Source organism: Amycolatopsis sp. NPDC004747 (assembly GCF_053601335.1).
The window spans coordinates 123,559-138,947 of the sequence record NZ_JBSGBQ010000002.1; the positions used below are offsets into that span (position 1 = coordinate 123,559).

Below are 15,389 nucleotides of genomic sequence, written 5' to 3' on the forward strand. Positions count from 1 at the left end.
ACCTTCTTTCAGAGCAGTTCGTTCAGGTGCGCGGCGAGCAGGGCCGGTGTCGGGTGGTCGAAGACGACGCCGGCCGCGAGCTTCCGTTCGGTGCGGGCCCGCAGCCGGTTGCGGAGCTCGATCGCGGTGAGCGAGTCGAAGCCGATCTCGAACAGCCCCTGGTCCGGGTCGACCTGGTGGGCGGCGCGGTAGCCCAGCACCCCGGCCACCTGGGTGCGCACCAGCTCCAGGAGGACCTCCGCCCGCTCGGCCGGCTCGAGCCCGGCCAGCCGTCCGGCCCAGTTATCGTCCACAGTGGACGCAGTGCGAGCCTGCTGCCGTCCCGCGCGGACCAGGCCGCGCAGCAGGTGCGGCACGTCGGTGCCGCCGGCCGCCTCGGCGCGCAGGCCCCGCAGGTCGAGCTGGGCGGGCACCAGCTGGGCCTCGCCCGACCCGACCGCGGCGTCGAACAGGGCCATGCCGTCCGCGGGGTTCATCGCGACCAGGCCGCCGCGCCGGGTCATCCGGGCCCGGCCGGCTTCGTCGGTGCCGGCCGCCATGCCGCCCGTGGTCTGGTCCCACAGGCCCCACGCCAGCGACTGACCCGGCAGGCCCGCCGCACGCCGCTGGGCCATCAGCCCGTCCAGATACGCGTTCGCCGCGGCGTAGCTGCCGCTCCCGGCGCCCATGAACACCGCGGAAACCGAGGAGTAGACGACAAAGGCGGCGAGGTCCATCTCCCGGGTCAGCTCGTCGAGGTGGCGGACGGCGTCGACCTTGGGCGCGAACACCTCGGCCAGCCGGTCCGGCGTCACGGTCCCGATCACCCCGGCGTCGGCGATGCCGGCCGTGTGCACCACGGCGGTCGGCCGGTGCTCGGCCAGCAGGGCCGCCACCTGGTCCCGCTCGGCGACGTCGCAGGCGGCGACGGCCACGTCCGCGCCGAGCGCGGTGAGGTCGGTGACCAGCTCTTCCGCGCCTTCGGCGGCCAGGCCCCGCCGGCTGACCAGCACCAGCTTCCGCACGCCGTGCTGCTCGGCCAGGTGCCGGGCGGCGAGGCCGCCGAGCGACCCGGTGCCCCCGGTGATCAGCACCGTCTCGCCGAAGTCCACGTTCGAGGCCTTCGCCGCCGCGCGGGTGAGCCGCGGGACGTGGAGGGCCGGGCCCCGCACCGCGAGCTGCGGCTCGCCGGTGGCCAGCACCGCACCCCACGGCAGCTCGCCGTCGGTGTCGACGAGGACGATCCGGTCCGGGTTCTCCGCTTGCGCGGCCCGGACCAGGCCCCAGACCGCGGCCCCGGCCGGGTCGCTCACCCCGCCGTCGCCCGCGGGCACCGCGCCCCGGGTCACGATCGCCAGCTTGGTGCCCTCCAGGCCGCCGCCGGCCAGCCAGCACTGGACGACGTCCAGCACCCGGACGGTGAGCTCCAGCGGCTCGTCCCCGGTGGCGTCCATGACGGCCACCGCCGGTGCTTCGGCCGCGCCGGTCAGCACGTCGTCGGCCAGCGTCGCCACCTGCTCGGCGGTCGCCGCCGGCACCCAGGACGGCTCCGGCAGTGTCGTGTCCACTGAGGACAGTCGAGTCCAGTCCACCCGGAACAGCGCCCCGGTGTCCGCCGCCGTCGTCAGCTGCTCGTTCGAGACCGGGCGGCCGACCAGGGAATCCAGCGTCACGACCAAGCCGCCGGTCTCGTCGACGGCTTCGAGGGACAGGCTGTCCGGCTCGGGCTTGGCGACGCGCACCCGCAGCACCGAGGCGCCGGCCGCGTGCAGCCGCAGGCCGTTCCACGCGAACGGCAGCCGCACCTCGTCGCCGTAGGACTCGGTGTCCGCCGCGGCGCTGACCATGGTCGAGTGCAGGGCCGCGTCCAGCAGCGCCGGGTGGATGCCGAACGCCGCCGCGTCCGCCCCCTCGGGCAGCGCGATCTCGGCGAAGGTTTCGTCACCGCGCCGCCACACCGCCCGCACAGCCTGGAAGGTGGGCCCGTAGCCGTAGCCGACGTCCGCGAGCACGTCGTAGGCACCGGTGATGTCCACGGCCTTCGCGTCCGGCGGCGGCCAAGCGGCGAAGTCGAAGCCGGCGGTGCCCCGCGGGCGGTCGTCCGGGGCCAGCACGCCTGACGCGTGCCGGATCCACGTGTCGGTGTCTTCGCGCCGGGAGTGGATCTCCACCGTGCGCGAGCCGTCCTCGGCGGGCCCGCCGACCGCGACCTGCACGCGGACCCCGCCGCGGCGGGGCACCACCAGCGGCGCTTCGATCACCAGCTCGTCGAGCACCGGGCAGCCGGCTTCGTCACCCGCGCGCACGGCCAGCTCGACCAGCCCGGTACCGGGGACGATCACGACGTCCCGGACCGCGTGGTCGGCCAGCCAGGGGTGCGTCCGCAGGGACAGCCGCGAGGTGAAGAGGAGGCCGTCGGACTGCGGCAGCTCCACGACCGCGCCGAGCAGCGGGTGGTCCGCCCCGGCGAGACCGAGCGAGACGGCGTCGGTGGCGGTCGCCGCCGCGCGGAGCCAGTAGTGCTCGTGGTCGAAGGCGTACGTCGGCAGGTCCACCCGGGCGGGCGGCGCCTGGGTGGCCCAGTCGACGTCGACCCCGCGGACGAACAGCTCCGCCATCGACGTCAGGAGCCGGCGCGGGCCGCCGTCGTCACGCCGAAGGGTCCCGGTCACGACCGCAGTGGTGTCTTCGGTCAGCTCGGTGATCGGCTGCACCAGCACCGGGTGCGCGCTGACCTCGACGAACACGCCGTACCCCTGGCCCAGCAGGGTTTCCACGGCCGGGCCGAACCGCACCCGGCCGCGCAGGTTCCGGTACCAGTAGCCGCCGTCCACGACCCCCTCGTCCCGGACCCACTCGCCGGTCAGGGTGGACAGGAACGGCACGAGCGGCGCCCGCGCGTCGATCCCGGCCAGCGCGTCGGCGAGGGTCTCCTCGATGTCTTCGACGTGCCGGGTGTGCGAGGCGTAGTCCACCGCCACCCGCCGGACGCGGATGCCTTCGCCGGACAGCTTTTCCAGTGCTTCGCCGAGTGCCTCGGCGTCCCCGGCGACCACCACCGAAGACGGGCTGTTGACCGCGGCCACCTCGACCCGGTCCGCCCACGGGGTCAGCCGCGCGAGCGCCTCTTCCTCGCCCAACGCCACCGACGCCATGCCACCGCGGCCGGAGAGCTTCGCGGCGATGGCCTGGCTGCGCAGCGCGACCACCTTGGCCGCGTCTTCGAGCGACAGCGCGCCCGACACGCAGGCCGCGGCGATCTCGCCCTGGGAGTGGCCGAGCACCGCGTCGGGCACCACGCCGACGGAGGACCAGACCGCGGCCAGGCCGACCATCATCGCGAAGCTCGCGGGCTGGAGCACGTCCACCCGGTCCAGCAGGCCGGGGTCGTCGCCGCGCAGCACGTCGAGCAGCGGCCAGCCGGTCCACGGTTCCAGCGCGGCCGCGCACTCGGCGATCCGCTCGGCGAACACCGGCGACGCTTCGAGCAGCTCCCGGCCCATGCCCGCCCACTGCGTCCCCTGCCCGGGGAACACCCACACGAGCTTGCCCGGCGTGCCCGCCCGGCCGGTGACCAGGCCCGGAGCGTCCTCGCCGCGGGCCAGCGCCCCCAGCCCCGCGCGGGCCTCCTGGGCCGAGTCCGCCACCACGACCGCGCGCTCGCCGAACCGGGTGCGGCCCGTCAGTGCACCGGCCACATCGGACAGAGACTCGTCGCGGACGAACGCGCCCAGCCGGCGCGCCTGGCCGGCCAGCGCACCGGCGCTGCGGGCCGACACCACCAGCGGCACCACGGGCGGTCGTGAGTGGAAAGGAGGGTTAGAACCCGCTTCTTCACTCACGACGGGCTGCGGCAGACCCGCATCGGGGGCTTCCTCCAGGATCAGGTGGGCGTTCGTGCCGCTGATCCCGAACGAGGACACCCCGGCCCGGCGGGGACGGCCGTTGCGCGGCCACTCCCGCGCCTCGGTCAGCAGCGAGACCGCGCCCGCGGACCAGTCGACCTGGCTGGTGGGCGCCTCGACGTGCAGGGTGGGCGGCATGACGCCGTACCGCAGGGCCTGGACCATCTTGATCACCCCCGCGACGCCGGCCGCCGACTGCGTGTGCCCGAAGTTCGACTTCACCGACCCCAGCCACAACGGCTTCTCCGGGTCGCGGTCCTTGCCGTAGGTGGCCAGCAGGGCCTGCGCCTCGATCGGGTCGCCCAGCGCGGTGCCGGTGCCGTGTCCCTCCACGACGTCCACATCGGACGGTTCGAGCCCGGCACCGGCGAGGGCGCGCCGGATCACCCGCTGCTGCGACGGCCCGTTGGGCGCGGTCAGGCCGTTCGAGGCGCCGTCGGAGTTCACCGCGCTGCCGCGCAGCACGGCCAGGACGCGGTGGCCGCGCTCGCGCGCCACCGAAAGCCGTTCCAGCACGACGATCCCGGCGCCCTCGGCCCAGCCCGTGCCGTCCGCGCCTTCGGCGTAGGCCTTGCACCGGCCGTCGCCGGCCAGGCCGCGCTGCTTCGCGAACTCGACGAACGTGCCGGGCGTCCCCATCACCGTGACCCCGCCGGCGAGCGCCATCGAGCACTCGCCCTGCCGCAGCGCCTGCCCGGCCAGGTGCATCGCGACCAGCGAAGACGAGCACGCGGTGTCGATCGTGACCGCCGGGCCCTCGAACCCGAAGACGTAGGACACCCGGCCCGACACGACGCTCGACGCGCCCGCCGTGCTGGCGTACCCCGCCAGTTCGGCCGGATCCGCACCCATGCCGTAGCCCTGGTTGGACACGCCGGCGAACACACCGACGTCGGCGCCCTTCAGCGAATCCGGGTCGACGCCGGCGCCTTCGAGGGCCTCCCAGGACGTCTCCAGCAGCAACCGCTGCTGCGGGTCCATGGCGAGCGCCTCACGCGGTGAGATGCCGAAGAAGCCGGCGTCGAACAGACCGGCGCCGTCGAGGAAGCCGCCCTGGCTGGTGTAGGTCGTGCCGGCGCTGCCGGGGTCGTCGTCGAACAGGTGCTCCAGGTCCCAGCCCCGGTCCTCGGGGAAGGGAGACAGCCCTTCGAGGCCCTCGCGCACCAGGCGCCACAGGCCTTCGGGGTCGGCCACCCCGCCGGGCAGGCGGCACGCCATGCCGACGATGGCGATCGGCTCGCCGGCGTCCGCGACCGCCGTCGTCGGCACCGCGGTGGTGGCCGCCGGGCCGCCGAGTTCGTCGCGCAGGTAGCGGGCCAGCGCGACCGGCGTCGGGTAGTCGAAGACCAGCGTCGCGGGCAGTTTCAGGCCGGTCGTCTCGCGCAGCCGGTTGCGCAGTTCCACCGACGTCAGCGAGTCGAACCCGGTGTCCTTGAACGCGGTGTCGGCGCGGACGGCCTCCGGCCCGGCGTGCCCGAGCACCAGCGCGACCTGCGTGCGAACGACGTCGAGCAGCAGCGCCTCCTGCTCGGCCGGCGCCAGCCCGGCGAGCCGCCCGGCCAGTCCGCTGTCCACAGTGGACGCAGCGCGGGCCTGCTGCCTGCCGGGGCGGACCAGGCCGCGCAGCAGGTGCGGCACCGCCCCGCCGGCCCGCGTCTTGCGCAGGTCCAGCTTGACCGGGACGACGAGCCCGGCCGCGGCGTCGAACAGCTCCATGCCCTCCGCGGGCGAGATGGCCAGGACGCCGCCGCGGCCGGCCCGCGCCTGGTCGGCGCCGCCGAGGTGCGCGGTCATGCCGTCGGTCTGCTCCCACAGGCCCCAGGCCAGCGACGTCCCGGGCAGGCCCGCGGCGCGGCGGTTGGCCACCACGGCGTCGAGGTAGGCGTTGGCGGCGGCGTAGTTGCCCTGCCCGGCCGAGCCGAAGACGCCGGACGCGGACGAGAAAACGACGAAGGCGGCGAGGTCGGACTCGCGGGTGAGCTCGTCGAGGTGGCGGACCGCGTCGACCTTGGGTGCGAACACCTTGGCCAGCCGCTCCCGTGTCAGCGACTCGAAGACGCCGTCGTCGAGGACGCCGGCGGTGTGCACGACGGCCGTCGGGCGGTGCTCGGCCAGCAGCGCCTCGACCTGGTCCCGGTCGGCCAGGTCGACGGCGGCCACGGAGACCTCGGCGCCCTGGGCGGTGAGTTCCGCGGTCAGTTCGGCCATGCCGTCGGCGTCCGGTCCCCGGCGACTCGCGAGCACGAGGCGCCGGACTCCGTGCCGGGCCACCAGGTGCCGGGCGGTGAGCACGCCCAGCGAGCCCGCGCCCGAGATCAGGACCGTCCCCCCGGTCACGGCCGGGGCCTCCGCGGCCTCGGCGCGCGCGAGCCGGGGAGCTGTCAGGGTCGTGCCCCGGACGGCGACCTGCGGCTCACCGGAGGCCAGCACCGCACCCAGCGGGACCTCGCCGTCGGTGTCGAGCAGGACGATCCGGTCCGGGTGCTCCGCCTGCGCGGCCCGGAGCAGGCCCCACACCGCGGCACCGGCGGGATCGCGCACCACGCCGTCGCCGTCGGGCACCGCGCCGCGGGTCACGACGACCAAGCGGGCTTCGTCCGCCGCATCGGCGAGGAACGCCTGCACGGCTTCGAGGACCCGGCCGGTGCGGTCCAGGGGGTCGTCTCCACCGGCGGCTTCGAGCACCTCGACCTGGCCCGGCGGCGCACTGTCCACAACGGACAACTCGGTCCACGCCAGCCGGAACAGCGCGTCACGGTTGGCCGCCGTCCCCAGCTGCTCGGCCGACACCGGCCGCGAGACCAGCGAATCCGCCGTGACGACGAGACCGCCTGCCTCGTCCGCGGCCTCGACCGACAGGGCGTCCGGGCCGCTCGGGGCGAGCCGCACCCGCAGCGCCGACGCCCCGGCCGCGTGCAGCACCAGGCCGTTCCAGGCGAACGGCAGCACCGGCCGTCCCGGCTCCTCCGTCGTGACGGCACCGGCCATGCCCGCGTGCAGGGCCGCGTCCAGCAGCCCGGGGTGGATGCCGAACCGGGCCGCGTCCGCGCGTTCGTCTTCGGACAGGGCGACCTCGGCGAAGATCTCGTCCCCGCGCCGCCACACCGCCCGCAGGCCGCGGAACGACGGCCCGTAGGCGTACCCGCGCTCGACGAGGCCGTCGTAGAAGTCCTCGACGTCGACCCGCCGGCCGCCGGGCGGCGGCCAGGTGGTGAAGTCGAACGGCTTGGGCGCTGCCGAGGAAGCCGCCAGGAAGCCGGTGGCGTGCCGCGTCCACACTTCCGCGCCGACGTCTTCGCGCAGGGAGTACACCTCGACCGTGCGCGAGCCGGTCTCCCCCGGTGCGCCCACGACGACCTGGATCCGGACCCCGCCGTGGTCGGGCACGACCAGCGGCGCTTCGATGACGAGTTCCTCGAGGACCGGGCAGCCTGCCTCGTCCCCGGCCCGGACCGCCAGCTCGACGAGGCCGGTGCCCGCGACGAGCACCACCCCGCCGATGACGTGGTCGGCCAGCCAGGGGTGCGACTTCAGCGCCAGCCGCGAGGTGAAGACCAGGCCGTCGGACTGCGGCAGCCGGACCACCGCGCCGAGCAGCGGGTGGTCGGCCGCGACCTGCCCGAGCGCCGCCGCGTCGGTGGCTTGCGCGGCCGGGTGGAGCCAGTAGTTCTGCTGGTCGAAGGCGTACTTCGGCAGGTCGACGAACCCCGTGACCGGCGGCAGCAGCGCGGACCAGTCGACGGCGGTGCCCTGGACGAACAGCTCGGCGACCGCGCCGAGCAGCGCCACCTCTTCGGGCCGGTCGTCCCGCAGCGCGGCCACGCACGGGACGTCGGCCGTCTCCTCGACCAGCCCGGTCAGCGCCGCTCCCGGCCCGAGTTCCACGAAGCGGGTGGCGCCGGAGGCCGCGATTCCCTCGGCGAAGCGCACCGGGCGCCGCACGTGCTCGGCCCAGTAGCCCGGCGTCGTCAGTTCGCCGGGCTCGGCGAGCCGTCCGGTCACGTTGGAGACGACCGGGATTTCCGGCTCGTGCCAGGTCACGCCGGCCAGCTCGGCGGCGAACTCCGCGAGCATCGGCGCCATCCGCGCGGAGTGGAACGCGTGCGACACCTTGAGCTGCTTGGTCTTGTGGCCGCGCTCGCGCATCCGGGCGGCGGCCGCGAGGACCGCGTCTTCGTCGCCGGAGAGGACCACCGCCGACGGGCCGTTGACGGCGGCGAGTTCGACGCCGTCGCCGAGCAGTTCGGCCACCTCGGCTTCGGAGGCGGCGACGGCGGCCATCGCCCCGCCCGGCGGCAGCGCCTGCATCAGCCGGCCCCGCGCGGCAACGATCCGGGCCGCGTCCGCCAGCGAAAACACGCCTGCGGCGTACGCGGCGGTGATCTCGCCGATGGAGTGGCCGAGCACGACGTCCGGCCGGACGCCCCAGGACTCCGCGAGCCGGAACAGCGCGCTCTCCACCGCGAACAGCCCGGCCTGGGTGAAGACGGTCTGGTCCAGCAGCCCGGTTTCGGCGGGCACCTTGCCCAGCACGACGTCCCGCACGCGGTGGCCGGCGCGACCGGCCAGGCAGGTGTCCAGCTGCTCGCAGGCCTCGTCGAACGCCGTCGCGAACACGGCATACCGGTCGTAGAGCTCGCGGCCCATGCCGAGCCGCTGCGAACCCTGGCCGGGGAAGACGAACCCGACCTTGCCCGGCCGGGCCGATCCGGTCACCACGCCGGGCGCGCGGTCCCCGCGGGCCACCGCCCGCAGCCCGGCCACCGCTTCGGCGTCGGTCCCGGCGACCACGACCGCGCGGTCGCCGAGCAGGGCCCGGCTCGACAGCAACCCGCTCGCCACGCGAGTCCTCGACACGCCGGTTTCCAGTGCGTCGGCGAGCCGGCCGGCCTGGGCCGCCAGTGACGCGGGGCTGCCGGCCGAGACGACCAGCGGCACCGGCCCCTCGGCCACCGGCTCGTCGGCGCCGGTCTCGGCCGGAGGCGCCTCTTCCAGGATCAGGTGCGCGTTCGTCCCGCTGATCCCGAACGCGGAGACACCGGCCCGGCGCGGCCGGTCGACGGCGGGCCACGCGCGCGGCTCGGTCAGCAGCTCGACCGCACCGGCCGACCAGTCGACCTCCGGCGTCGGCTCGGCCACGTGCAGCGTCGGCGGCATGGCCCGGTGCCGCAGGGCCTGCACCATCTTGATCACGCCCGCGACGCCGGCCGCCGCCTGCGTGTGCCCGAAGTTCGACTTCACCGAGCCCAGGAACAAGGGGCGTTCGCGGCCCTGGCCGTAGGTCGCCAGCAGCGCCTGCGCTTCGATCGGGTCGCCCAGCGCGGTGCCCGTCCCGTGCGCCTCCACGACGTCCACATCGGAGGCGACCAGCCCGGCCCCGGCGAGCGCTTTGCGGATCACGCGCTGCTGCGAAGGCCCGTTCGGCGCGGTCAGGCCGTTGGAGGCGCCGTCCTGGTTGACCGCGCTGCCGCGGATCACCGCGAGGATCCGGTGCCCGCGTTCTCGGGCCACCGAAAGCCGTTCGAGGACGAGCACCCCGGCCCCTTCGGCCCAGCCGGTGCCGTCCGCGGTCGAGGAGAACGCCTTGGACCGGCCGTCGGCGGCCAGCACCCGCTGCCGCGAGAACGCGACGAAGGTGCCCGGCGTCGGCATCACCGTGGCGCCGCCGGCCAGCGCCATCGAGCACTCGCCCGCGCGCAGGGCCTGGGCGGCGAGGTGGATGGCCACCAGCGAAGACGAGCACGCCGTGTCGATGGTGACGGCCGGGCCTTCGAGCCCGAAGACGTAGGACACCCGGCCCGAAGCCACGCTGGACGCCGCGCCGATGCCCGCGAAGGCCTCGAGGTCCGGCGTGATCGCGCCGGCGCCGTAGCCCTGGGTGAACACGCCGGAGAACACGCCGACGTCGCTGCCCTTCAGCGAAAGCGGGTCGACCCCGGCGTCCTCCAAGGCCTCCCACGACGTCTCCAGCAGCACCCGCTGCTGCGGGTCCATGACCAGGGCCTCGCGGGGCGAGATGCCGAACAGGCCCGCGTCGAACTGCCCGGCCCCGCGCAGGAAGCCGCCCTGGCTGGTGTAGGACGTCCCCGGGTGGTCCGGGTCCGGGTCGAACAGGCCGTCCAGCTCCCAGCCGCGGTCGTCCGGGAAGTCCGAGAGGGCGTCGACGCCGCCGGCCACCAGCCGCCACAGGTCTTCGGGCGAGGCCACGCCACCCGGGAACCGGCACGCCATCCCGACGACGGCGAGCGGTTCGTCGGCGTGCCGGGCACCCTGCTTGCGCAGGCTGTGCAGTTCCGCCGTGACGCGCTTGAGGTACTTGAGAAGTTTCTCGTCCGTGGCCATTCCTGTGTCCTCACAAGGGTTTGCTGGGAGCGTGGGTCTCGGACCGGGTCAGGTGAGGCCCAGCTCCTCGTCGATGAAGCCGAGGACTTCGTCGGCGGACGCGGCTTCGAGCCGGTCCGCCAGCGGTGCGTCGTCCGGTGGGCCGAGCACGCCGTTGCACCGGGCCACCAGGCCCTGCAGCCGGAGCGTCAGGCCGGTCTTCGTGGATTCGTCGAGGCGCAGGCCGCCGAGCAGCGCCTCGACGTCTTCGAGCCGCGCGTGCACCGCCGAAAGCGCGTCGTCGCCGCCCCCGAGCTCGTCGCGCAGGTGGCGGGCGAGGACCAGCGGGGTCGGGTAGTCGAAGGCGAGCGTCGCGGGCAGCTTCAGCCCGGTGCTCTCCCGCAGCCGGTTGCGCAGGTCGACCGAGGTGAGCGAGTCGAACCCGGCGTCCTTGAACGCGGTGTCGGCGCGGACGGCGTCCGGCCCGGCGTGCCCGAGCACCGCCGCGACCTGGTTCCGGACCAGGTCGACCAGGAGTGCCTCCTGGTCGGGCGCGGCCAGCCCGGCCAGCCGCCGCTTCAGCGAATCGTCCACTGTGGACGCGCCCTGGGCCTGCCGCCGTCCGGTGCGGACCAGGCCGCGCAGCAGGTGCGGCACGGCGCCGCCGGCCCGCACCTCCCGCAGGTCGAGCTTGACCGGCACGAGCAGCGGGGGCTGCGCGCCCAGTGCCGCGTCGAACAGCGCCATGCCTTCCCCGGCCGTGATCGGCCGCACGCCGCCGCGGCTCATCCGGGCCTGGTCGGTGCCGCCGAGGTGGGCGGTCATGCCGGTGGCCTGCGCCCACAGGCCCCAGGCCAGCGACAGGCCGGGCAGACCGGCGGCCCGTCGGCTCGCCATCGCCGCGTCCAGGAAGGCGTTCGCGGCCGCGTAGTTGCCCTGGCCGGGCGAGCCGAAGACGCCGGAGCCGGAGGAGAAGACGACGAACGCGTCGAGGTCCCGGTCGCGGGTGAGTTCGTCGAGGTGGCGGACCGCGTCGACCTTCGGGGCGAAGACCTTGGCCAGCCGCTCTCGCGTCAGCGTCCCGATGACGCCGTCGTCGAGCACGCCGGCGGTGTGGATGACGCTCGCCGGGCGGTGTTCGTCGAGCAGGGCGGCCACCTGGGCGCGGTCGGCGAGGTCGCAGGCGACGACGGACACGTCCGCGCCCTCGCCGGCGAGGTCGGTGACCAGGTCCTTCGCGCCGTCCGCGTCGAGGCCGCGGCGGCTGGCGAGCACCAGGTTCCGCACGCCGTGGTGGGTGACCAGGTGCCGCGCGACGATCTCGCCGAGCACCCCGGCACCGGAGACCAGGACTGTCCCTTGGAGACCGGCCGCCGGGGCCGCGTCGGCGCGCGCCAGGCGCGGGACGTGGAGGGCCGTGCCGCGCACGGCGACCTGCGGCTCCCCGGTGGCCAGCACCGCGCCGAGCGGGACCTCGCCGTCGGTGTCGAGCAGGACGATCCGGTCCGGGTTCTCCGCTTGGGCGGACCGGACCAGACCCCAGACCGCGGCCGCGGCCGGGTCGGCCACGGTGTCCCCGGCGGGGACCGCGCCGTGGGTCACCACGACCAGGCGTTCCGCTTCGGGCTCGGCCAGCCACGCCTGGAGCTTTTCCAGGACCCGGGCGGTGGCCGCCAGCGGGGAGCCGCCGCCGGGGACCTCCAGCACGTCGGCGACGCCGTCGCCCTCGTGCACCTCGGGGAGTTCGATCCAGTTCACCTGGAACAGCGAGTCGTGGCTGGTGCTCGGCCGTGCGGTGGACACCGGCCGCAGCACCACTTCCTTCGCCGTGACGACCAGGTTGCCGGCGCCGTCGACCGCTTCCAGGGCGCCACCGGGCACCAGCCGGACGCGCAGGGTCGACGCGCCTTCGGCGTGCAGGGTCAGGCCGCGCCATTCCATGGGCTGGGTCAGGCCGTCGTCGCCGGACAGGGCCGCGTTCAGGAGCGCCGGGTGGATCGCGAAGGCACCGGCGTCCGCATCGTCGGGCAGGGAGACTTCCGTGAAGTCCTCGTCGCCGGCCTGCCGCGCGCCCGGCGGCGGTGGCGTCGCCGAGAGCGTGCCGGTGGCGTGCCGGGTCCACTCGTCGGTGGCGTCGTCGGGCTGGGCGTGGATCTCAAGGGGGCGGACGCCGGTTTCGTCCGGCCCGCCCACCACGACCTGCACCCGGAGCGCGCCGCGGTCCGGGACCACCGGCAGCGTCTCGACGACGAGTTCGTCCAGCACCGGGGTCCCGGCCTCGTCGCCGGCCCGGATCGCCAGCTCGGCCAGCGCCGCGCCGGGGACGACGAGCACGTCGTCCAGGGTGTGGCCGGCCAGCCACGGCTGCGTCTTCGGCGACCACCGCGAGGTGAAGACCAGGCCGCCGGTCTGCGGCAGGCGCACCACCGGGCCCTCGGTGCCGGTCGTGCTCTCGAGGTAGCGCAGCCAGTAGTGCCGGCGGTCGAAGGCGTAGGTCGGGAGGTCCACCCGCGCGGACGGCACCAGGGCCGCCCAGTCGACGTCGACGCCGCGGACGAACAGCTCGGCCATCGACGTCAGCAGCCGCCGGAGGCCGCCGTCCTCGCGCCGCAGCGTGCCGGTGACGACCGAGTCGCCGGCCTGCTCGCTGATGGCCTGCACGAGCACGGGGTGGGCGCTGACCTCGACGAACACGCCGTGTCCCTGCGCCTGCAGTGCTTCGACGGCCGGGCCGAACCCGACCTGGTTGCGCAGGTTCCGGTACCAGTAGCCACCGTCGAAGACACCGGCGTCGCGGATCCAGTCGCCGGTGAGGGTGGAGAAGAACGGCAGCGCCGGCGCCTGGGCCTCGATCCCGGTCAGTGCTTCGGCGAGGGGCTCCTGGAGGTCTTCGACGTGCCGGGTGTGCGAGGCGTAGTCCACCGCCACCCGCCGGACCCGGATGTCCTGTGCCGCCAACGCTTCGAGAGCCTGGTCGAGGGCTTCGGCGTCCCCGGCGACCACCACCGAAGACGGGCTGTTGACCGCGGCCACCTCGACCCGGTCCGCCCACGGCGCCAGCCGAGCGAGCGCCTCTTCCTCGCCCAACGCCACCGACGCCATGCCACCGCGGCCGGCCAGCTTCGCCGCGATCGCCTGGCTGCGCAACGCAACCACCTTCGCCGCGTCCGGCAGCGACAACGCACCCGACACGCACGCGGCGGCGATCTCGCCCTGGGAATGGCCGAGCACCGCGTCGGGAACCACGCCGGCCGCCGACCACACCGCGGCCAAGCCCACCATCATCGCGAAACTCGCGGGCTGCACCACGTCGACCCGGTCCAGGTCGCCCTCCCCGCGCAGCACCTCGACCAGCGACCAGTCGACCCACGGCGCCAACGCGGCCGCGCACTCCGCGATCCGCTCGGCGAACACCGGAGAGGAGTCCAGCAGCTCCCGGCCCATGCCCGCCCACTGCGAACCCTGGCCGGGGAACACCCACAACACCTTGCCCGGCGAACCTGCCCGGCCGGTGACAGCGGCCGTGTCTTCCCCGCGCGCCAGCGCTTCCAGGCCCGTCACGGCCTCGTCCCGGGTGCCCGCCACCACGACGGCCCGGTCATCGAACCGGGAGCGCCCGGAGACGAGCGCCCCGGCGACGTCGGACAAGGGCGCGTCGGATTCGCCGAGGAACGCGGCCAGCCGCGCGGCCTGACCGGCCAGCGCCCCGCGGGCCGAGAGCACCACCGGCACGACACCCGCAAAGGGCTCGGCCGCGGCGGTCTCCTCTTCGGGCGCTTCCTCCAGGATGAGGTGCGCGTTGGTCCCGCTGATCCCGAACGAAGACACCCCGGCCCGGCGCGGACGGCCTTCGCGCGGCCATTCCCGCGCCTCGGTCAGCAGCGAAACCGCCCCGGCCGACCAGTCGACCTCGGTGGACGGCTGGTCGACGTGCAGGGTCGGGGGCAGCACACCGTGCCGCAGGGCCTGCACCATCTTGATCACACTGGCCACGCCCGCGGCCGCCTGCGTGTGCCCGAGGTTCGACTTCACCGAACCGAGCCACAACGGCTTCGCCGGATCGCGGTCCTTGCCGTAGGTGGCCAGCAGGGCCTGCGCCTCGATCGGGTCGCCCAGCGTCGTGCCCGTGCCGTGGCCTTCGACGGCGTCCACATCGGACGGTGCCAGCCCGGCTTCGGCCAGCGCGGCGCGGATCACCCGCTGCTGCGACGGGCCGTTCGGGGCGGTCAGGCCGTTGGACGCGCCGTCGGAGTTGACCGCGATGCCGCGCAGCACGGCCAGCACGCGGTGCCCGCGCTCGCGGGCGACCGACAGCCGTTCCAGCGCGATGACGCCGACCCCCTCGGCCAGCCCCATCCCGTCGGCGCTGTCGGCGAACGCCTTGCACCGCCCGTCCAGGGCGAGCCCGCGCTGCCGGGAGAACGAGACGAAGGAGCCGGGCTGCGCCATCACCATCGCGCCGCCGGCCAGCGCCATCGAGCACTCGCCGCGCCGCAGGGCCTGCGCGGCGAGGTGCATCGCCACCAGCGACGACGAACACCCGGTGTCGACGGTGACCGCCGGGCCCTCCAGGCCGAGCACGTACGACACCCGCCCGGACGCGATGCACGGCGCCGCGCCGGTGCCGACGAAGCCCTCCAGCTCCGGCGCGACCACGCCGCTGCCGGCGCCGTAGCCCATGCTCGCGACGCCGGTGAACACGCCGACGTCGCTGCCCTTCAGCGACAGCGGGTCGGTGCCGGTGCGTTCGATGGCTTCCCAGGACGTCTCCAGCAACAGCCGCTGTTGCGGGTCCATGGCGACGGCCTCGCGCGGCGAGATCCCGAAGAACCCCGCGTCGAAGAGCCCGGCCTCGTGCAGGAACCCGCCCTGGTCGGTGTAGGTCGTCCCGGGGCGGTCGGGGTCCGGGTCGACGAGGCCGTCGACGTCCCAGCCGCGGTCGCCGGGGAACGCGGTGACGGCGTCGGTGCCGTCGGCCACGAGCCGCCACAGGTCCTCGGGCGAGGCCACGCCGCCCGGGTACCGGCACGCCATGGCGACGATGGCGATCGGCTCCCGCGCCTGGTCCTCGACCTCGCGCAGCCGCGTGCGGGCGTCGCGGGCGTCGGCGATGGCCCGCTTGAGGTAGTCGCGGAGCTGTCCCTCGTCAGCCACTGAACTCAACTCCCAGAAGTCTCACGTTTG

At 75.0% G+C, this 15,389-nt stretch carries 2 protein-coding genes; both read right to left on the minus strand.

What is annotated here, in order from left to right; genetic code table 11:
• Window positions 1-8: 8 nt before the first annotated feature.
• Window positions 9-10,226: an SDR family NAD(P)-dependent oxidoreductase gene (locus ACWEGE_RS03105; protein ID WP_449658776.1), complete on the minus strand. Its 10,218-nt coding sequence runs from the start codon at window positions 10,224-10,226 to the stop codon at window positions 9-11.
• Between the two features lie 48 nt (window positions 10,227-10,274).
• Window positions 10,275-15,359: a beta-ketoacyl synthase N-terminal-like domain-containing protein gene (locus ACWEGE_RS03110; RefSeq protein ID WP_449658777.1), complete on the minus strand. Its 5,085-nt coding sequence runs from the start codon at window positions 15,357-15,359 to the stop codon at window positions 10,275-10,277.
• Between the last annotated feature and the right edge of the window lie 30 nt (window positions 15,360-15,389).

Bases quoted from the DNA above. Each gene is read 5' to 3' on its own strand.
- ACWEGE_RS03105 (WP_449658776.1), bottom strand. From the start codon at position 10,226: ATGGCCACGGACGAGAAACTTCTCAAGTACCTCAAGCGCGTCACGGCG.